General features: G+C 73.1%; 17 protein-coding genes and 1 pseudogene. All 18 read left to right on the forward strand.

All coding sequences use genetic code 11. The annotated features are described in order from the left end of the window. The first annotated feature begins 86 nt into the window (after positions 1–86). The 18 genes and pseudogenes from ACFVHB_RS18995 (at position 87) to ACFVHB_RS19080 (ending at position 19,126) form a co-directional block, all read left to right on the forward strand. On the forward strand, positions 87–1,280 hold the full coding sequence (locus ACFVHB_RS18995) for a sensor histidine kinase (RefSeq protein WP_380323085.1): 1,194 nt from the start codon (positions 87–89) through the stop codon (positions 1,278–1,280). 44 nt (positions 1,281–1,324) lie between these two features. Then, positions 1,325–2,014: a response regulator gene (locus ACFVHB_RS19000; protein ID WP_380323007.1), complete on the forward strand. Its 690-nt coding sequence runs from the start codon at positions 1,325–1,327 to the stop codon at positions 2,012–2,014. A gap of 80 nt (positions 2,015–2,094) precedes the next feature. Further along, positions 2,095–3,048: a Rossmann-like and DUF2520 domain-containing protein gene (locus ACFVHB_RS19005; protein ID WP_380323010.1), complete on the forward strand. Its 954-nt coding sequence runs from the start codon at positions 2,095–2,097 to the stop codon at positions 3,046–3,048. After that, the gene (gene panC, locus ACFVHB_RS19010; RefSeq protein ID WP_380323013.1) at positions 3,048–3,953 is read left to right on the forward strand and encodes a pantoate--beta-alanine ligase; all 906 of its coding nucleotides are present in this window, start codon (positions 3,048–3,050) and stop codon (positions 3,951–3,953) included. Before ACFVHB_RS19005 ends, panC begins: the two co-directional genes overlap by 1 nt. Before the next feature lie 87 nt (positions 3,954–4,040). Continuing rightward, positions 4,041–4,490, forward strand: coding sequence for an aspartate 1-decarboxylase (panD, locus tag ACFVHB_RS19015; RefSeq protein ID WP_380323015.1), 450 nt, complete (start codon positions 4,041–4,043; stop codon positions 4,488–4,490). Between the two features lie 16 nt (positions 4,491–4,506). Then, positions 4,507–6,180, forward strand: a complete 1,674-nt coding sequence (locus ACFVHB_RS19020; RefSeq protein WP_380323018.1) for an L-aspartate oxidase — start codon at positions 4,507–4,509, stop codon at positions 6,178–6,180. A 4-nt stretch (positions 6,181–6,184) separates the two neighbouring features. Next, positions 6,185–7,156: a carboxylating nicotinate-nucleotide diphosphorylase gene (nadC, locus tag ACFVHB_RS19025; RefSeq protein ID WP_380323021.1), complete on the forward strand. Its 972-nt coding sequence runs from the start codon at positions 6,185–6,187 to the stop codon at positions 7,154–7,156. A 32-nt stretch (positions 7,157–7,188) separates the two neighbouring features. Next, positions 7,189–7,974, forward strand: coding sequence for a type III pantothenate kinase (locus ACFVHB_RS19030; protein ID WP_380323024.1), 786 nt, complete (start codon positions 7,189–7,191; stop codon positions 7,972–7,974). Between the two features lie 208 nt (positions 7,975–8,182). Then, positions 8,183–9,829 (forward strand): peptidoglycan-binding protein, encoded by a 1,647-nt coding sequence (locus ACFVHB_RS19035; protein WP_380323026.1) that lies wholly within the window; start codon positions 8,183–8,185, stop codon positions 9,827–9,829. Next, positions 9,826–10,521 (forward strand): ABC transporter ATP-binding protein, encoded by a 696-nt coding sequence (locus ACFVHB_RS19040; RefSeq protein ID WP_380323029.1) that lies wholly within the window; start codon positions 9,826–9,828, stop codon positions 10,519–10,521. The genes ACFVHB_RS19035 and ACFVHB_RS19040 overlap by 4 nt, the downstream gene beginning before the upstream one ends. Continuing rightward, on the forward strand, positions 10,518–11,771 hold the full coding sequence (locus ACFVHB_RS19045; RefSeq protein ID WP_380323032.1) for an ABC transporter permease: 1,254 nt from the start codon (positions 10,518–10,520) through the stop codon (positions 11,769–11,771). Before ACFVHB_RS19040 ends, ACFVHB_RS19045 begins: the two co-directional genes overlap by 4 nt. A 147-nt stretch (positions 11,772–11,918) precedes the next feature. After that, positions 11,919–12,650 (forward strand): hypothetical protein, encoded by a 732-nt coding sequence (locus ACFVHB_RS19050; RefSeq protein ID WP_380323035.1) that lies wholly within the window; start codon positions 11,919–11,921, stop codon positions 12,648–12,650. 132 nt (positions 12,651–12,782) lie between these two features. Continuing rightward, positions 12,783–14,321: pseudogene (gene lysX, locus ACFVHB_RS19055) on the forward strand (bifunctional lysylphosphatidylglycerol synthetase/lysine--tRNA ligase LysX); the annotation flags it as partial. 4 nt (positions 14,322–14,325) lie between these two features. Further along, complete coding sequence (locus ACFVHB_RS19060) at positions 14,326–14,448, forward strand: hypothetical protein (RefSeq protein ID WP_256463529.1); 123 nt, start codon at positions 14,326–14,328, stop codon at positions 14,446–14,448. 120 nt (positions 14,449–14,568) lie between these two features. Further along, the gene (locus ACFVHB_RS19065) at positions 14,569–14,997 is read left to right on the forward strand and encodes a BlaI/MecI/CopY family transcriptional regulator (RefSeq protein WP_380323038.1); all 429 of its coding nucleotides are present in this window, start codon (positions 14,569–14,571) and stop codon (positions 14,995–14,997) included. Between the two features lie 9 nt (positions 14,998–15,006). Next, on the forward strand, positions 15,007–15,543 hold the full coding sequence (locus ACFVHB_RS19070) for an amino-acid N-acetyltransferase (protein ID WP_380323041.1): 537 nt from the start codon (positions 15,007–15,009) through the stop codon (positions 15,541–15,543). Between the two features lie 92 nt (positions 15,544–15,635). Further along, positions 15,636–15,986, forward strand: coding sequence for an Lsr2 family protein (locus tag ACFVHB_RS19075; protein ID WP_380323044.1), 351 nt, complete (start codon positions 15,636–15,638; stop codon positions 15,984–15,986). A 620-nt stretch (positions 15,987–16,606) separates the two neighbouring features. Further along, positions 16,607–19,126, forward strand: a complete 2,520-nt coding sequence (locus ACFVHB_RS19080; protein WP_380323047.1) for an ATP-dependent Clp protease ATP-binding subunit — start codon at positions 16,607–16,609, stop codon at positions 19,124–19,126. Positions 19,127–19,448 lie beyond the last annotated feature (322 nt).

Here is a 19,448-nt window from a genome sequence, read left to right on the forward strand (position 1 = left end):
CGCCCTCCCGGCGGACCTGGACACGCCGCGCGACTGCCTACGCTTTAGACGTGCATCGACTCAACGCCTGGCTCCGCCGTCACCCCATGGTGGTCGACTCCGCCTGGGCGGTGCTGGTGCTCTTCCTCGGGGTGCTGCCCAGCGACGCCGGCCCGGTGGGGTGGCGGGCGGACGTCCAGCTCGCCGTCGCGATCGTCCTGCCGCTGCTGATGGTCTTCCGCCGCCGCCGGCCCGACGTCACGGTGGCCGCCGCCGCCGCGATCGGACTCGCCCAGGTCGCGCTGGACGTCGATCCGGCCGCCTCCAGCATCGCCTACCTGGTCTTCGCGTACACCGGCGCGGCCTTCGGATCCGCCTGGATCTCCCGGCTGGCCCTCGCGGCCGGCCTGGCCGCCGGGCCGCTGGTCTTCTGGCAGCTGAAGCCGGTCAAGACCAACTACGACCCGGACACCGATTCCGTCACCCAGCACCCCTACAGCATCGGCGAGACCCTGCTCATCATGACGCTGATGAGCACCCCGTTCATCCTCTGCTGGGCATGGGGCCGGCTCACCCGGGTGCGCCGCGCCTACCTGGTCGAGCTGGAGGACCGGGCCGCCCGGCTGGAACGCGAACGGGACGCCCAGGCCAAGGTGGCGGTCGCCGCGGAGCGCGCCCGGATCGCCCGCGAGCTGCACGACGTGGTCGCGCACAACGTCTCGGTCATGATCGTCCAGGCCGACGGCGCCGCGTACGTGCTGGACAACTCGCCGCAGCAGGCCAAGGAGGCGCTCGGCACGATCGCCTCCACCGGCCGCCAGGCGCTGGTCGAGATGCGCCGCCTGCTGGGCGTGCTGCGCACCTCCGACACCGCCGAGGAGTACGTGCCGCAGCCGGGCGTCGAGGAGCTGCCCGAGCTGCTGGACCAGGTCCGCACGGCCGGCCTCCAGGTGGACTTCGCCACCTCGGGCCACCCGCGCGAGCTGCCGCGCGGCGTCGAGCTGACCGTCTACCGGATCGTGCAGGAGGCGCTGACCAACGTCCGCAAGCACGGCGGCCCCGACGTGCACGCCCGGGTCGCGGTCGACTTCGGCGAGCGCGAACTGGCCGTCCTGATCGAGGACGACGGCCGCGGCTCCACCGACGAACAGCTGACCGGCGGCGGCGCCGACGGCCAGGGCCACGGCCTGATCGGCATGCGCGAGCGGGTCGGCATGGTCAGCGGCAGCCTCGACGTCGGGCCGCGCCCCGGCGGCGGCTTCCGGATCCGCGCCGTCCTGCCGCTCAAGGCAGCCCACTGACCCCGCCCACCGCGTCGCCGCCCACGAGAACCCCAGGAGCCACCTTGACCATCCGCGTGATGCTCGTCGACGACCAGGAGCTGCTGCGCACCGGCTTCCGGATGATCCTGCAGTCGCAGGGCGACATCGAGATCGCCGCCGAGGCCGGCGACGGCGCGCAGGCCCTGGAGAAGCTGAAGCACACGCCGGTGGACGTGATCCTGATGGACGTCCGGATGCCGCGGCTGGACGGCGTGCAGGCCACCCGGCAGATCTGCCTCGCCCCGGACGGCAGCCCGCTGCCGGACGCCCCGCACGTGCTCATCCTCACCACCTTCGACCTGGACGAGTACGCCTTCGCCGCGCTCAAGGCCGGCGCCAGCGGGTTCCTGCTCAAGGACGTGCCGCCGACCGAGCTGGTGGCCGCGATCCGGGCGGTGCACGGCGGCGACGCGGTGGTCGCCCCGACCACCACCCGCCGCATGATCGACCGCTTCGCCGAGGTGCTGCCCACCCCGGCCACCGCGCCCGGCCCGGACACCCTCGCCCCGCTCACCGAGCGCGAGCGCGAGGTGTTCCTGCTGGTCGCCCAGGGCCTGTCGAACGGCGAGATCGCCACCCGGCTGGTGCTGTCCGAGGCCACCGTGAAGACCCACGTCGGCCGGATCCTGGCCAAGCTCGGCCTGCGCGACCGGGTGCAGGCCGTCGTCCTGGCGTACGAGGCCGGGCTGATCCGGGCCGGGGCCACGGACTGACCGTCCGTCGCCCGTAGAATGGGCCGGTGCGTCCGGTACCCGAAGCGGACCGGAACGGAGAGTGAGGACCAGGCCGAGCCGTGGATACGTCCGACAGCGCCGACTTCGACGACTTCGCCCCGCTCGCCGACGGTTTCGGCGACCCGACGGATCCCGGCAACCGCCCGGCCCGGCTCGCCGTCGGCGTGGTCGGCACCGGCCGGGTCGGTCCCGCGCTCGGCGCCGCCCTGCAGCTCGCCGGGCACCGGGTGGTCGCCGCCTCCGGGGTCTCCGCCGCCTCCCGCCGCCGCGCCGAATCGCTGCTGCCGGGCGTGCGGATCGTCACCCCGCCGCAGGTGCTCGCCGCCGCCGACCTGGTGCTGCTCACCGTCCCCGACGACGCGCTGGCCGACCTGGTGGCCGGCCTCGCCGCGACCGGCGCCGTCCGCCCCGGCCAGCTGGTCGTGCACACCTCGGGCGCGCACGGCGTCGCCGTCCTGGAGCCCGCCACCCGGGCCGGGGCGCTGCCGCTGGCACTGCACCCCGCGATGACCTTCACCGGCACCTCGGTCGACCTGGCCCGGTTGGCCGGCTGCCCGTTCGGGGTGACCGCGCCCGAGGAGCTGCGCCCGGTCGCCGAGGCCCTGGTGGTGGAGATGGGCGGCGAGCCCGAGTGGGTGCCGGAGGACGTCCGCCCGCTCTACCACACGGCCCTCGCGCACGGCGCCAACCACCTGGTCACCCTGGTCGCGCAGGCGATGGAGCTGCTGCGCACCGCCGGGGTCGCCGAGCCCGGCCGGCTGCTCGGCCCGCTGCTCGGCGCCGCCCTGGACAACAGCCTGCGCTCCGGCGACGCGGCCCTCACCGGCCCGGTCGCCCGGGGCGACGCCGGCACCGTGCGGCGCCACCTGGCGCAGCTCAGTACGGTGTCCCCGGACATCCCGGCCGCCTACCGGGCGATGGCCAGGGCCACCGCCCAGCGGGCGCTCGCGCAGGGGACGATCGACGAAGCGTCGGCGGCGGCGCTGCTGGACGTACTGAACGAGGAGAAGTAATGGCACGCGGCAAGCAGCCGGGCAAGGCCCAGCGCGCACCCAAGGTCCACCGGGCCGTCGTGACGCACACCGTCGGCGACTTCGAGGCGGCCTTCTGGCCGGACGAGCAGCCGGTCGACAACGCGGTCGTGATGACCATGGGCGCGCTGCACGAGGGCCACGCCGCGCTGATCCGCGCCGCCCGCAAGCAGGTCGGCCGGGAGGGCCGGGTCGCCGTCACCGTCTTCGTCAACCCGCTGCAGTTCGGGGCCGGCGAGGACCTGGAGCGCTACCCGCGCACCCTCGACGCCGACGTGCGGCTCGCCGAGGAGAACGGCGCCGACGTCGTCTTCGCGCCGTCGGCCGAGGAGGTCTACCCGAACGGCGAGCCCCAGGTCCGCCTGTCGGCCGGCCCGATGGGCGAGCGCTACGAGGGCGCCACCCGGCCCGGCCACTTCGACGGGGTGCTGACCGTGGTCGCCAAGCTGCTGCACATCACCGACCCGGACTTCGCCTTCTTCGGCGAGAAGGACGCCCAGCAGCTGGCCATCGTCCAGCGGATGGTGGCCGACCTGGACTTCGACGTCGAGATCGTCGGCGTGCCGACCGTCCGCGAGGAGGACGGCCTGGCGCTCTCCTCCCGCAACCGCTACCTCTCGGCGGAGGACCGCGAGCACGCGCTCGCCCTCTCCCGGGCGCTGTTCGCCGGCCGCGACGTGGCCGCGCAGGGCCCGAAGGCCGTGCGCGAGGCCGCCGCGGCCTCCCTCGACGGCGCCGAGGGTGTCACCCTTGACTACCTCGCCCTGATCGACCCGCACGACTTCACCGAAGCCGCGGACGACTTCCAGGGCGAGGCGGTGCTGGCCGTGGCCGCGAAGGTGGGGACGACCCGCCTGATCGACAACGTCCGCATCATCGTCCGCTAGACAGCTGCTCACCGGCACGGAGTCGTCCGCCGGACGCGCCGGTGGCAGTCCCCTTCAGGCATGCACTCACAGGAGGCGTGACCCGCAATGCTCCGCACCATGCTCAAGTCCAAGATCCACCGGGCCACCGTGACCCAGGCCGACCTGCACTACGTCGGCTCCGTCACGGTGGACGAGGACCTGCTCGACGCCGCCGACCTGCTCCCCGGCGAGCTGGTCCACATCGTCGACATCAACAACGGCGCCCGGCTGGAGACCTACACCATCGCCGGCCCGCGCGGCTCGGGCGTGATCGGCATCAACGGCGCCGCGGCCCGCCTGGTCCACCCCGGCGACCTCGTCATACTCATCGCCTACGGGCAGATGGAAACCGCCGAGGCCAAGGGCTACCGGCCGAAGGTGGTCTTCGTGGACGCCGACAACCGGATCACCGGCACCGGCGGCGACCCCGCCGAGGCCGGGGAGGGCACCGGACTGCTCCGCGGCGACAGGGCGTACGGTGACGGCAACGGCGCGGCCAACGCCGTCGTGCGCTGAAGGAGCCACTGAAGTCATGCCCGTCAACCATCGCCTCACCGCCCCCGCCCCCGGCTGGACGACCACCACCGACGTCGTCGTGGTCGGTTCCGGCGTGGCCGGTCTCACCGTCGCCCTCAACGTCCGCAAGGCCGGCCTGCGGGCCGTGGTGGTCACCAAGGCGATGCTCGACGACGGCTCCACCCGCTGGGCCCAGGGCGGCATCGCCGCCGCCCTGGGCGAGGGCGACACCCCCGAGCAGCACCTGGACGACACCCTGGTGGCCGGCGCCGGGCTCTGCGACGAGGACGCCGTGCGCACCCTCGTCACCGAGGGCCCGGACTCCGTCCACCGGCTGATCGCCACCGGCGCCGCCTTCGACCGCGGCGAGGACGGCGAGATCCTGCTCACCCGCGAGGGCGGCCACCACCGGCGCCGGATCGCGCACGCGGGCGGGGACGCCACCGGTGCCGAGATATCGCGCGCGCTGGTCGCCGCCGTCCGCAGCGACCCCGGCCTGGAGCTGATCGAGCACGCCCTCGTCCTCGACCTGCTCACCGACGCCGACGGGCACGCCGCCGGCCTCACCCTGCACGTGATGGGCGAGGGCCAGCGCGACGGCGTCGGCGCCATCCGGGCCCGGGCGGTGGTGCTCGCCACCGGCGGCATGGGCCAGGTCTTCTCGGCCACCACCAACCCGGCGGTCTCCACCGGCGACGGCGTGGCGCTCGCGCTGCGGGCCGGCGCCGAGGTCACCGACCTGGAGTTCGTGCAGTTCCACCCGACCGTGCTCTGGCTCGGCCCGGAGGCCCAGGGCCAGCAGCCGCTGGTCTCCGAGGCGGTCCGCGGCGAGGGCGCCCACCTGGTCGACGCGGCCGGCACCCGGTTCATGGTCGGACAGCACGAGCTGGCCGAGCTGGCCCCGCGCGACATCGTCGCCAAGGCGATCACCCGGCAGATGCAGCTCCAGGGCGCCGAGCACGTGTACCTGGACGGGCGGCACTTCGGCGCCGAGATGTGGGAGCAGCGGTTCCCGACCATCCTCGCCTCCTGCCGCGCGCACGGCATCGACCCGGTCACCGAGCCGATCCCGGTCGCCCCGGCCGCGCACTACGCCTCCGGCGGCATCCGCACCGACCTGCACGGCCGCACCACCGTCCCGGGCCTGTACGCCTGCGGCGAGGTCGCCTGCACCGGGGTGCACGGCGCCAACCGGCTGGCGTCCAACTCGCTGCTGGAGGGCCTGGTCTTCGCCGAGCGGATCGCCGCCGACCTGGTCGGCCGGCACCGCGCCGGCGAGCTGCCCGAGCGGGCGGTGGACGTCGCGGCCGCCCGGGCCGCGCACCCGGTGCCGCTGCCCGCGCCCGAGGCGCGCGCCGAGATCCAGCGGCTGATGTCGCGCGGCGCGGGCGTGCTGCGCTCGGCCGCGTCGATGGCCGACACCGCCGCCGGGCTCACCCTGCTCGCCGAGCAGGCGTACGCGCACGTCAGCGAGGAGAAGCCGGCCGACCCCCGGGTGGAGACCTGGGAGGCCGCCAACCTGCTGCTGGTCGCCACCGCGCTGGTCGCGGCCGCCGCGCAGCGCGCCGAGACCCGCGGCTGCCACTGGCGCGAGGACTTCCCCGAGCGGGACGACGTCTCCTGGCGGCGCCACCTGATCACCACCCTCACCGCCTCCGGCGACCTTGTCAGCACCCCTGAGGAGCAGTAGAACCATGACCCACTCCCACGAGGCCCACGAGGAACTCCCGATGGCCGGCGGCTGCGGCGACGGCTGTGCCTGCGGGGACGGCGAGGGCTACGAGACCGGCCTGGACCCGCAGCTCGCCGAGCTGCTGGAGGAGGCCGGGCTGGACCCGGTCGAGGTCGAGGACATCGCCACCCTGGCGCTGGCCGAGGACCTGGCCGGCGGCGAGGACGTCACCTCGGTCGCCACCGTGCCGGCCGACGCCGTCGCCACCGCCGACTTCACCGCCCGCGAGGCGGGCGTGGTGGCCGGCCTGCGGATCGCCGAGGCCGTCGTCTCGCTGGTCTGCGAGGAGGAGTTCGAGGTCGAGCGGCACGTCCAGGACGGCGACCGGGTCGAGGCCGGCCAGGTGCTGCTCTCGGTCCGCGGCCGCACCCGCGACCTGCTCACCGCCGAGCGCAGCGCGCTCAACCTGCTCTGCCACCTGTCCGGCATCGCCACCGCCACCCGCGCCTGGGCGGACGCCCTGGACGGCACCGGCGCGGTGGTCCGCGACACCCGCAAGACCACCCCGGGCCTGCGCGCGCTGCAGAAGTACGCGGTCCGCTGCGGCGGCGGCGCCAACCACCGGATGGCGCTCTCCGACGCGGCCCTGGTCAAGGACAACCACGTGATCGCGGCCGGCGGCGTCGCCGAGGCCTTCCGGGCCGTCCGGGCCGCGTACCCCGACCTGCCGGTCGAGGTCGAGGTCGACACCCTGGAGCAGATCCCGCCGGTGCTGGAGGCCGGGGCCGACCTGATCCTGCTGGACAACTTCACCGTCGCGCAGCTCAAGGAGGCCGTCGACCTGGTGGCCGGCCGGGCGAAGCTGGAGGCTTCCGGCGGCCTGACCCTGGCCAGCGCGCGCGAGGTCGCCCAGACTGGTGTCGACTACCTGGCCGTGGGCGCGCTCACCCACTCCTCGCCGATCCTGGACATCGGCCTGGACCTGCGCGCCTGATCACCTGATCGACCCTCACGCAGAAGGCACCCATGCTGCTCACCATCGACGTCGGCAACACCCAGACCACACTCGGCCTGTTCGACGGCGAGGACGTGGTCGAGCACTGGCGGATCTCCACCGATCCGCGCCGCACGGCCGACGAGCTGGCGGTGCTCCTGCAGGGGCTGATGGGCTCGCACACCGCGGTCAACGAGGCCGCGGTGGAGGGCCTGGCGATCTGCTCGTCCGTCCCCTCGGTGCTCCACGAGTTCCGCGAAGTGACGCGCCGTTACTACGGCGACGTGCCCGCGGTCATCGTGGAGCCCGGGGTGAAGACGGGCGTGCACGTGCTGATGGACCACCCCAAGGAGGTCGGCGCCGACCGCATCGTCAACGCGCTCGCCGCCAATCACCTGTACGGCGGGCCGTGCATCGTGGTCGACTTCGGCACCGCCACCACCTTCGACGCGATCAACGCCCGCGGCGACTACGTCGGCGGGGCGATCGCCCCCGGGATCGAGATCTCGGTGGAGGCGCTCGGCGCGCGCGGCGCCCAGCTGCGCAAGATCGAGCTGGCCCGGCCGCGCAACGTGATCGGCAAGAACACCGTGGAGGGCATGCAGTCCGGCATCCTCTACGGGTTCGCCGGCCAGGTCGACGGCCTGGTCGACCGGATGGCCCGCGAGCTCGCCAAGGACCCGGACGACGTCCAGGTCATCGCCACCGGCGGGCTGGCCCCGCTGGTCCTGGGCGAGGCCGGCACCATCGACGTGCACGAGCCCTGGCTGACCCTGATCGGCCTGCGCCTGGTGTTCGAGCGCAACCGCCCGAGCTGAACCCCCGCCGCCGGCGGTCCACGGACCGCAGGACGCGCCGTGGAGGGCGTCCGGCCGATTCTCCCGGTGCGGACCAACGCGGCTTCCGGCCGTGCTAGTTTCACGCCCAAGGGCCGGGGGGCCGGGTTCGCCGATCACCTTTCCCGCCGTCAACCACGGTGCGGGGCAAGGGGATCGGGCCGCCCGGCCGCGGATCGAGGGTGGGGGCGTGGCGGACTTCGACGGGCCGGACGAGGCCCCGGACGACGGCTCCGGGCGGCGCGGCCCGCAACGCCGCGGGCGGCTGCTGCTGGTCGTGGTCGCGGCCGCGGTGGTCCTCTCCGGCGGCGGGCTGGCCGCCTCGCTGGTGATCAAGTCACCCGCGCAGGCGGCGGCCGATAGCGAGCCCCCGCCGGCCGACGTGCTGACCGCCCCGGTCGAGAAGCGGGTGCTGACCGACTCGGTGGTGGTCCGCGGACAGGTCAGCGCCGGCCAGTCGGTGGACGTGGCACCGGCCGGCGGCGGGACGGGCGGGGCCAAACCGGTGGTGACCAAGCTGCCGGTGGGGGCCGGCGACCAGGTCCGGCCCGGACAGTCGGTCCTGGAGGTGGCCGGGCGGCCGGTGTTCGCGCTCAGGGGCGACCTCCCGGTCTACCGGGACCTCAGGCCGGGGGCCACCGGCCAGGACGTCAAACAGCTCCAACAGGCCCTGAAGGAGCTCGGGTTCGGCTCGGACGGCGACGCCGAGGGCAGTTACGGGACGGCCACCAAGGCGGCGGTGCGGGCCTTCTACGCGGCGCGCGGCTACGACCCGCTGCCCGCCTCCCCGGACGGGGACGCCCAGGTGAGCGCCGCGCAGGACGCGGTGACCGGCGGCGAGCGGGCGCTCTCGGACGCCGAGGACGGCCTGAGGGCCGCCCGGAAGCGGTACGACGACGCGGTGGCCGCCCAGCAGGCCCGGCAGGCCCAGCAGAGCGCCCAGGCCGCCGCCCCGGCCACCCCGCCGGCCGGCTCCGCGGGCACCGGCGGCACGGGCGCGGGCGACACGGGCACGGGCGCTGCGGGCGGCACGGGCGGCACGGGCGGCACGGGCGCGGGCGCCGGCGAGAGCCCGGTGGACGCCGCCCGCGCCGCCGTCGACACCGCCCGGAAGCAGGTCACCCGGGCCGGCGAGGACCTGGCCAAGCTGAGGAAGAAGGCCACCGACGTCAGCGCCGCCGTCGGCCCGATGGTCCCGGCCGGTGAACTCCTCGTCCTCTCCGGCTTCCCCGCCCGGGTGGACTCCGTGACCGGCCGGATCGGCGGCGAGGTCAGCGGCAGGGTGCTGACGGTCTCGGCCGGGGCGCTGGTGGTCAAGGGCACCCTGGCCGCCTCCGACAAGGGCCTGGTCCACCCGGGCCAGCAGGTGGAGATCCTCTCCGAGCTGACCGGGACCAAGGCCGCCGCCAAGGTCGCCGCGGTGGCGGACACCCCCGGCGACGGCCAGCAGGCGGCCACCGGCGGCACCGGTCAGGCGGGCGGCGTCGGCCAGCCGGGCGTCGGCCAGGGCAACCCGACCGGCTACCAGCTGGTGGTCCAGCCGGACGCCCCGCTCGACCCCCGGCTGGCCGGCCAGGACGTCCGGCTCACCGTCCAGGCCGCCTCCTCGGCCGGCCCGGTGCTGGTCGTCCCGCTGTCGGCGGTCTCCGCGACGGCCGACGGCAGGACCGTGGTGACGGTCTACGAGAACGGGCGGCGCCGCCGGGTCGAGGTCATCCCGGGCACGGTCGGCGGCGGCAGCACGGAGGTCCGGCCGCTGGCGGAGGGCTCGCTCGGGCCCGGCGACCAGGTGATCGTCGGCGTGAAGGACGCCTCCGCCCGGGTGGGTGGCCGGTGAGCACGCCCGTCATCGAGTTCCGCCGGGTCGGCCTGACGTACCCGGGGCCGCCCCCGGTCACCGCGCTCCAACCCTGCGACCTGTCCGTCGCCCCGGGCGACTACCTCACGGTCACCGGGCCGTCCGGCTCCGGGAAGTCCACCTTCCTCAACCTCGTCGGCCTGCTGGACACCCCGACCACCGGCCGGTACCTGCTGGACGGCATCGACACGAGCGCGCTCCCGGACGGCGACCGCACCGCGCTGCGCGGGCGCCGGATCGGCTTCGTCTTCCAGTCCTTCCACCTGCTGCCGCACCGCTCGGCGGCCGAGAACGTCGCCCTCGCCCTGCTGTACACGGCGTCCCGGGGCCGCCGCGGCGCGGCCGAGCGCCGGGAGCGGGCCCGGGCGGCGCTCGTCCAGGTGGGCCTCGGCCACCGGCTGGACGCCCTGCCGACCCGGCTCTCCGGCGGCGAGCGGCAGCGGGTCGCGATCGCCCGGGCCCTGGTCGGGCGGCCCTCGCTGCTGCTCTGCGACGAGCCGACCGGCAACCTGGACAGCACCACCGCGGAGTCCGTCCTCGCCCTGCTGGACGACCTGCACGCGGAGGGCCTGACCGTCCTGCTGATCACCCACGACCCCCAGGTGGCCGCCCGCGGCCGGCGGACGGTGGCGATCCGCGACGGCGTGCTCCGGGAGGTGGCCGCGGCATGAGGCCGCACCGCGGCATCCGGCCGCGCCGCCGCACCCGCGTGGTCGAGCCGTCCCGGCTGGCGCTGCGCGACCTGTTCGCCGAGGCCCTGGCCGGGGTGCTCCAGCGGCCCGCCCGCTCGGCGCTGACCGGTCTCGGCACCGTCCTCGGGGTCGGCGCCTTCGTGGCCGTCCTCGGGCTGACCTCCACCGCCTCCTCCCAGATCGACTCCCGGTTCAGCGTGCTGTCCGCGACCGAGGTGAGCGTCGAGGACACCGGCGGCCCGCGCCCGGAACTGACCGGGCTCTCCTTCTCCGCCGACGCGGACGCCCGGATCCAGCGGCTGAACGGGGTCGAGGCGGCCGGCGTCTACTGGCCGGTGCGCCAGGCCACCGGCACCGTCCGGGCCGCACCGGTCGGCCGCCCGTCCGGCGGCGACCAGGTGGCGGTGGTCGCCGCCTCGGCCGGCGTCCTCGCCGCCGCCGAGCCGCGGCTGGTGCAGGGCCGCACCTTCGACTCCTGGCACGACAGCGGCGGCCGGCAGGTCGCCGTGATCGGCGCCGCCGTGGCCGCCCGGCTGGGGATCACCACGCTGGACACCCAGCCCGCGGTCTTCCTGGACGGCAAGCCCTTCACCGTGATCGGGATCGTCGGCGACGTCCGGCGCAAGGCCGACCTGCTGCTCTCCGTCACCGTGCCGCGCGGGGCCGCCGAGCGGCTCTGGGGCCCGCCGGTGCAGGACCGGGCGAAGATGATCATCTCGACCAGGATCGGCGCCGCCCGGCAGATCGCCGACGAGGCCGCGCTCGCCCTGGACCCGGCCCGCCCCGAGTTCTTCAAACCGGTGCCGCCCCCCGACCCGCGCACCCTGCGCTCCGACGTCACCACCGACCTCGACCGGCTCTTCCTGCTGCTCGCCGGGATCTGCCTGGTGATCGGCGCGGTCGGGATCGCCAACACCACCCTGGTGGCCGTCCTGGAGCGGACCGGCGAGATCGGCCTGCGCCGGGCGCTGGGCGCCAGGGGGCGGCACGTCACCGGCCAGTTCCTCTCCGAGTCGGCCTCGCTCGGGCTGGTCGGCGGCCTGGTCGGCACCTCGCTGGGGGTGCTCACCGTGCTCGGGGTGGCCCTGGCCCGGGGCTGGACCCCGGTCGTCGACCCGGCGACGGTGGCCGCCGCCCCGGTCGTCGGCCTGGCCACCGGCCTGCTGGCCGGCGTCTACCCCGCGTGGCGCGCGGCCCGGATCCAGCCGGCCGAGGCCCTGCGCCGCTGAGACACCGCGCACGCCGGAGCGCCGCGGGCCCCGGCCCCCGGCGGGCCCTTCGTCCACGGGACGTCCGGCGGCGCACCCACCGGCCGAACGTGGGGCATCGGCGCGACGTTACCGACAAATCGGATATTCCTCACGTAGTGTCAACCCATGCCTACGCCACACGGATCGCGCGGCGGCATGGCCTTCAGCGCCGACGAAGTCCGCGTGCTGCGCCGCGCCCTCGCCCAAGCCCTGCACCCCGCCGTCCCCGTCCACCTCCAGACCGCCGACCGGCCGCCGTTCACCGGCGCGGGCGCCGACCTGTGGGCCGAGGACGTCCAGGACGCCCTGCGCCTGACCGAGGCGATCGACGAGGCCGTACGGGAGGGCGGCCGGCTGCGCGCCTTCCTGCTCGCCGACCTCGGCCGCTACCGGGCGGCACTGCCCGGCAGCGCCAGCGGCTACCTGGAACGCCTGGAGGAGGCGGTCACCGACGGCTACCTCCCCGGGCCCGAGGACCTCACCGCGCTGCGCGGGCTGACCCGCCAGCCGTGCGGCCAGCACGAGCGGTCCCGCCGTTCGCGGCTGGCCGGCCGCTGCCACGCCCTGGCCGAGGCGGCCGTCCGGGAACGGCTCGCGCTCACCACCGGGCAGCGCCACCTCGTCGCCGTACCGAGCCCCGCCGCACCCCCGAGCAGTCTCCCCACCCCTGTTGGAGGACGGATCCCGATGAGCAGCACCGACGCCGGCACCGAGAAGCCCGCCGCTCCCCAGAACCCGCCGCACCCGCACCGGATGCCCACCCCGGCCGAGCTGTTCGGCCGCCGTCCCAAGCCGCCGGCCCGCCCGGCCGCCCCCGCCGCCCCGGAGGACCTGGAGCTGGCCACCGGGACCGGCTGACCGCACCCCGCCCGTGGAGGGGGAGACCGCACCGGCGGTCTCCCCCTTTCGCGTGCGGCGGGGACATCCCGTCGCTGAGCACCCCGTAGGCCTGGCTACCCTGGTGGGGTGAGCGATCAGAGCCTCTTCCCCGCCCCCGCGACCGACGACCTCCCCGAGCAGATGCGCGTCCGGCGCGAGAAGCTGGACCGGCTCCGGGCGGCCGGCGTCGACCCGTACCCGGTCGGCTTCCCCCGCACCAGCACCATCGCGGACCTCCGCGCCAAGCACCCGGACCTGGCGCCGGACACCGCGACCGGTGAGCGGGTCGGCATCACCGGCCGGGTGATCCTCTCCCGCACCGGCGGCAAGCTCTGCTTCGCCACCCTGCGCGACGGCAGCGGCGACCTCCAGGTGATGCTCTCCCTGGACAAGCTGGGCGAGGAGCGGCTGGCGGCCTGGAAGTCCGACATCGACCTCGGCGACCAGGTCGGCGTCGAGGGCGAGGTGATCACCTCCCGCCGCGGCGAGCTGTCGGTGATGGTGGACGCCTGGGCCCTCACCGCCAAGTGCCTGCGCCCGCTGCCGGACAAGCACAAGGGCCTGACCGACCCGGAGGCCCGGGTCCGCCAGCGGTACGTCGACCTGATCGTCAACCCCGAGGCCCGCGAGATCCTGCACCTGCGGTCCAAGGTGGTCCGCTCGATCCGCCGCACCTACGAGGAGCGCGGCTACATCGAGGTCGAGACCCCGATGCTGCAGCCGGTGCACGGCGGCGCCAACGCCCGCCCGTTCAAGACGCACATCAACGCGTACGACATCGACCTCTACATGCGGATCGCCCCCGAGCTGTACCTCAAGCGGCTGGTGGTCGGCGGCGCGGAGAAGGTCTTCGAGATCAACCGCAACTTCCGCAACGAGGGCGCGGACTCGACCCACAACCCCGAGTTCACCTCGCTGGAGTCGTACGAGGCCTACGGCGACTACGACACCCAGGCCGAGCTGATCCGGGCCACCATCATCAACGCCGCCCGGGACGCGCTGGGCACCACGGTGATCAAGGGCCTCGACCCGCACGGCGTCGAGCACGAGATCGACCTGGCCGAGCCGTGGGAGGAGGTCTCCGTCTACCCGGGCATCTCCGCCCGCCTGGGCACCGAGGTCACCCCGGAGACCGGCGTCGAGGAGCTGCGCAGGCTGGCCACCGAGCACGGCATCCCCTTCGAGAAGGAGTGGGGCCACGGCCAGATCGTGCTGGAGATGGTCGAGCGCCTGCTGGAGGAGAACGCCGTCCGGCCGACCTTCATCAAGGACTACCCGACCGACGTCTCCCCGCTGACCCGCCAGCACCGCTCGATCGCGGGCGTGGCCGAGAAGTGGGACCTGGTGATCTTCGGCACCGAGATCGGCACCGCCTACTCCGAGCTGGTCGACCCGGTCGAGCAGCGCGCCCGCCTCACCGCCCAGTCCCTGCTGGCGGCCGGCGGCGACGTCGAGGCGATGCAGCTCGACGAGGACTTCCTGCGGGCCCTGGAGTACGCGATGCCGCCCACCGGCGGCCTCGGCCTCGGGGTGGACCGCCTGATCATGCTGCTCACCGGCAAGAACATCCGGGAGACCGTGCTCTTCCCGCTGGTCAAGCCGGAGCCCAAGGCGTCCGCCGCCGCGGCGGAGAAGACCGAGGAGGAGTGACCTGATGGACTACGTCAGCGCGATCGTCCCGCCGCTGGTCATGGCGATCGGCTTCGGCTTCCTGGTGCGGGCCATCATCCGCAGCCAGGGCGGGGCCCAGAAGGCCAAGGAGGACCTGGTCGACTGACCCCGTCAGCCGCCCGCAGGCACCGGCGCGCCGCCATTCCCGATTCCCGGGGGTGGCGGCGCGCCGGTTTGGCGGCACTTCACGAGATTTGCCCCATTCACTCCCTATCCTGGCCGCACTATGGTCCGGCAACTCGGCGAACTTGAGAACGCCATCATGACCCGGGTGTGGCAGTGGAACCGACCGGTCACGGTTCGCGAGGTTCTCCTGGATCTGCGGTCGGAACGCGAAATCGCGTACACCACGGTGATGACCGTCCTGGACAAGCTGCACAGAAAGGGCTGGCTGCGCCGGGAGCGCGCCGGACGGGCCTATCGATATGAGCCGGTCTCGTCCCGCGAGGCCTACACGGCGGCCCTGATGAACGACGCCTGGGCCACCAGTGACAATCCGGCGGCGGCCCTGGTGCACTTCTTCGGCCTGATGTCGCCCGAGCAACGCGAGGCGCTGCGGGACGCGTTGCGGGTCGCCGCTCTGTTCCCGACCGATCCGCCCCCGCCGGATTCCGGGCCCGATACCGGGGAGACCGCGGCCGGGCCGGCACGATAACGTCCCGCCATGGAGGTCACCATCCGCCGGGCGCGGACCACGGACGTGCGGGCAGTGCGCAGGCTCATCGACACCTACTCGCGCGACGGCATTCTGCTCGACAAGCCCACTGTCACACTGTTCGAATCCGTCCAGGAGTTCTGGGTCGCCGAACGGGACGACGACGGGACGGTCGTGGCCTGCGGCGCGCTGCACGTCATGTGGGAGGATCTCGCGGAGGTTCGTACGCTCGCCGTCGACCCGTCCTGCCGCGGGCACGGCGTCGGGCACCTCCTGCTGGAGAAGCTGCTGCAGACCGCGCGCTGGCTGGGCGTCCGTCGGATTTTCTGCTTGACGTTCGAGGTCCCGTTCTTCGCGAAACACGGTTTCGTCGAGATCGGCGAGCTCCAGGAAACCGATGATGGTACGACAGACCCGGCGGCGATCGCTACGGACGTCTATGAAGAACTTCTCCGCTCGTACGATGAAGGCGTCGCGGAGTTCCTCGACCTGGAGCGGGTGAAGCCCAACACACTGGGCAACTCGCGCATGCTGCTGCACCTGTGAGCGGCTCCCGGCCGCGGCAGGGGTTTGTGTTTTCCGCGGAAAGGCGCTTTCCTTTCCTTAGGCAATGGGTCGTTTAGCGGAAAGGGAAGCCCGTGGCACAGAGGGTGCAGGTCATTCTTGAAGACGATCTCGACGGCGGTTCGGCGGACGAGACGGTGACGTTCGCGCTCGACGGCGTTGCCTACGAGATCGACCTGAAGAGCGCCAATGCGGACAAGCTGCGCGGTCTGCTGGCGCCGTACGTGGAGAAGGGCCGCAAGCAGAGCGGCCGGATCGCCGGTGCCCGCCGCCCGGGCCGCGGCACGGCCCCGCGTCCGTCCGGCAGCGCCCCGGACACCGCCAAGATCCGCGCGTGGGCCAAGGAGCAGGGCCTGGAGGTCAACGACCGCGGCCGGGTGCCGAGCACCGTCCGCGAGGCCTACGACAAGGCCAACGCGTCCTGACCCCGGTCCGGCCGGCACACGCGCGGGGCGCGGAGGAGGCTCCTCCGCGCCCCGCGGTGCACGGCCGGCCGTCGGCCCGGGGCACGTCCGGGCAGGTCCGGGGGTCGGACTCGGGCGGCGGAACAATCACGGGCTGTGCAACGCTGTAGGGGCGAAGCGGTAACGCCGGCACCACCGGGACGGCGTACCGGCCACCTCCGGCCACGCACCGGCGACCACGGCGGCCGCTGAACCACCGTCACGCCGGCCGACTTCTCGCCAGGCGAACACCGCCACCGCGGAAACTGCGCGAGAACCGCCCCGATACCGGGTATGAATGCAGGTGGTCGGGATCTCCGGTCCCGGCCGGGGCAGTACGCGCGGCCGGCCCGGGGCCGTCCGGATCCGCCGAAGCCGGCGTTGTTCGCCGATGGCGTAGCGGTATCTGGTGCATCCGGCCCACCTGTGGGAACACCGTCTCCCAGCATCAGGTTGGGATTGGTGTCGGCTGGTCGCGCAGCATGTCGCTCCCGTACCGGGGAGTGAATCCGTGGGCCGCGCCGCTGAGCGGGACTAGCATGCGGAAGGACAGGGCGGGGACCGACCCCGAACTGCCCGACCGCTCTGAGGAGCGATAAACGATGTTCGAGAGGTTCACCGACCGCGCGCGGCGGGTTGTCGTCCTGGCTCAGGAAGAAGCCCGGATGCTCAACCACAACTACATCGGCACCGAGCACATCCTCCTGGGTCTGATCCACGAGGGTGAGGGTGTCGCCGCTAAGGCCCTGGAGAGCCTCGGGATTTCTCTTGAGGCCGTTCGCCAGCAGGTCGAGGAGATCATCGGCCAGGGCCAGCAGGCCCCGTCCGGTCACATTCCCTTCACCCCCCGGGCGAAGAAGGTCCTGGAGCTGTCGCTCCGGGAGGCCCTGCAGCTCGGCCACAACTACATCGGCACCGAGCACATCCTGCTCGGCCTGATCCGCGAGGGCGAGGGCGTCGCCGCCCAGGTCCTGGTGAAGCTGGGCGCCGACCTCAACCGGGTGCGCCAGCAGGTCATCCAGCTGCTCTCCGGCTACCAGACCGGTGGCGGCAAGGAGTCGGCCACGGCCGGCGGGCCCGCCGAGGGCACCCCGTCGACCTCGCTGGTCCTGGACCAGTTCGGCCGCAACCTCACCCAGGCCGCCCGCGAGGCCAAGCTCGACCCGGTGATCGGGCGCGAGAAGGAGATCGAGCGGGTCATGCAGGTGCTGTCCCGCCGCACCAAGAACAACCCCGTGCTGATCGGTGAGCCCGGCGTCGGCAAGACGGCCGTGGTCGAGGGCCTGGCCCAGGCGATCGTCAAGGGCGAGGTCCCGGAGACGCTCAAGGACAAGCAGCTCTACACGCTGGACCTGGGCGCCCTGGTGGCCGGCTCGCGCTACCGCGGCGACTTCGAGGAGCGCCTGAAGAAGGTGCTCAAGGAGATCCGCACCCGCGGCGACATCATCCTGTTCATCGACGAGCTGCACACCCTGGTCGGCGCGGGCGCCGCCGAGGGCGCCATCGACGCCGCCAGCATCCTCAAGCCGATGCTGGCCCGTGGCGAGCTGCAGACCATCGGTGCCACCACCCTGGACGAGTACCGCAAGCACCTGGAGAAGGACGCCGCGCTGGAGCGCCGCTTCCAGCCGATCCAGGTCGCCGAGCCGTCGCTGCCGCACACCATCGAGATCCTCAAGGGCCTGCGCGACCGCTACGAGGCTCACCACCGGGTCTCCATCACGGACGCCGCCCTGGTCGCCGCCGCCACCCTGGCCGACCGGTACATCTCGGACCGCTTCCTGCCGGACAAGGCCATCGACCTGATCGACGAGGCCGGCTCCCGGATGCGCATCCGCCGGATGACCGCGCCGCCGGACCTGCGCGAGTTCGACGAGAAGATCGCCGACGTGCGCCGCGAGAAGGAGAGCGCGATCGACGCGCAGGACTTCGAGAAGGCCGCGTCCCTGCGCGACGACGAGAAGCAGCTCCTGCAGGCCAAGGCCAAGCGCGAGAAGGAGTGGAAGGCCGGCGACATGGACGTCGTCGCGGAGGTGGACGAGGAGCTCATCGCCGAGGTCCTGGCCACCGCCACCGGCATCCCGGTCTTCAAGCTCACCGAGGAGGAGTCCTCCCGCCTGCTGCGCATGGAGGACGAGCTGCACAAGCGCGTCATCGGCCAGAAGGACGCCATCAAGGCGCTCTCCCAGGCCATCCGGCGCACCCGTGCGGGCCTCAAGGACCCGAAGCGCCCCGGCGGCTCGTTCATCTTCGCCGGCCCGTCCGGCGTCGGTAAGACCGAGCTGTCCAAGACGCTCGCCGAGTTCCTGTTCGGCGACGAGGACGCGCTGATCTCGCTCGACATGTCCGAGTTCTCGGAGAAGCACACCGTCTCGCGGCTCTTCGGTTCGCCCCCCGGCTACGTGGGCTACGAGGAGGGCGGCCAGCTCACCGAGAAGGTGCGGCGCAAGCCGTTCTCGGTCGTGCTCTTCGACGAGGTCGAGAAGGCCCACCCGGACATCTTCAACTCGCTGCTGCAGATCCTGGAGGACGGTCGCCTGACCGACTCCCAGGGCCGCGTGGTCGACTTCAAGAACACCGTCATCATCATGACGACCAACCTCGGCACCCGGGACATCTCCAAGGGCTTCAACCTGGGCTTCGCGGCCACAGGTGACACCCAGACCGGGTACGAGCGGATGAAGGCGAAGGTCGGCGAGGAGCTCAAGCAGCACTTCCGCCCCGAGTTCCTGAACCGCGTCGACGACATCGTGGTCTTCCACCAGCTGTCCGAGGACGACATCATCCAGATCGTCGACCTGATGATCGACAAGGTGGACTCCCGCCTCAAGGACCGCGACATGGGCCTGGAGCTCAGCGTCGAGGCCAAGAAGCTGCTGGCCAAGCGCGGCTACGACCCGATCCTGGGTGCCCGTCCGCTGCGCCGCACCATCCAGCGCGACATCGAGGACCACCTCTCCGAGAAGATCCTCTTCGGCGAGCTGCGGGCCGGCCACATCGTGGTCGTCGGTGTCGAGGGCGAGGGCAAGGACGCCAAGTTCACCTTCCGCGGAGAGGAGAAGTCCGCGGTCGCGGACACTCCGGCCGCCGTTGCCTCGTCCGGTCCTGACCTGACGAAGTAGCAACATTTAACAGACAACAGCAAACCGTCTGAGCCCCCGGTGTTCACACCGGGGGCTCAGGCCATTTAGCATGCCGTCACAAAACCTGTGATCCACCCCACGATCGCGCAGGTGAGGGCCTCACTCCGGGGGCGGTGCGGGCACGACCCAATCAACGGTCATCTTTAATGCCAATGTTGTTGACAGAGCGTCAGCTGATAGGAAGTCGCGGAGCATAGCGCTGTGGCCATGTCACGGTCAAGGTCTATCTTTTCCGTCCACGCTTAGATCAAATGTCGTCCACCTGTCTTTCATTGGTTTACCGGGAGGCCAAGAGCCCGAC

This window comes from Kitasatospora sp. NPDC127111 (assembly GCF_042677465.1).
Classification (GTDB): Bacteria; Actinomycetota; Actinomycetes; order Streptomycetales; family Streptomycetaceae; genus Kitasatospora.

Coding starts and splice junctions, on each gene's coding strand:
- ACFVHB_RS19030 (WP_380323024.1), top strand. CDS start 7,189: ATGCTGCTCACCATCGACGTCGGCAACACCCAGACCACACTCGGCCTG.
- ACFVHB_RS19050 (WP_380323035.1), top strand. CDS start 11,919: ATGCCTACGCCACACGGATCGCGCGGCGGCATGGCCTTCAGCGCCGAC.
- ACFVHB_RS19020 (WP_380323018.1), top strand. CDS start 4,507: ATGCCCGTCAACCATCGCCTCACCGCCCCCGCCCCCGGCTGGACGACC.
- panC (WP_380323013.1), top strand. CDS start 3,048: ATGGCACGCGGCAAGCAGCCGGGCAAGGCCCAGCGCGCACCCAAGGTC.
- ACFVHB_RS19070 (WP_380323041.1), top strand. CDS start 15,007: ATGGAGGTCACCATCCGCCGGGCGCGGACCACGGACGTGCGGGCAGTG.
- ACFVHB_RS19045 (WP_380323032.1), top strand. CDS start 10,518: ATGAGGCCGCACCGCGGCATCCGGCCGCGCCGCCGCACCCGCGTGGTC.
- ACFVHB_RS19060 (WP_256463529.1), top strand. CDS start 14,326: ATGGACTACGTCAGCGCGATCGTCCCGCCGCTGGTCATGGCGATCGGC.
- ACFVHB_RS19080 (WP_380323047.1), top strand. CDS start 16,607: ATGTTCGAGAGGTTCACCGACCGCGCGCGGCGGGTTGTCGTCCTGGCT.
- ACFVHB_RS18995 (WP_380323085.1), top strand. CDS start 87: ATGGTGGTCGACTCCGCCTGGGCGGTGCTGGTGCTCTTCCTCGGGGTG.
- ACFVHB_RS19065 (WP_380323038.1), top strand. CDS start 14,569: ATGGTCCGGCAACTCGGCGAACTTGAGAACGCCATCATGACCCGGGTG.
- nadC (WP_380323021.1), top strand. CDS start 6,185: ATGACCCACTCCCACGAGGCCCACGAGGAACTCCCGATGGCCGGCGGC.
- panD (WP_380323015.1), top strand. CDS start 4,041: ATGCTCCGCACCATGCTCAAGTCCAAGATCCACCGGGCCACCGTGACC.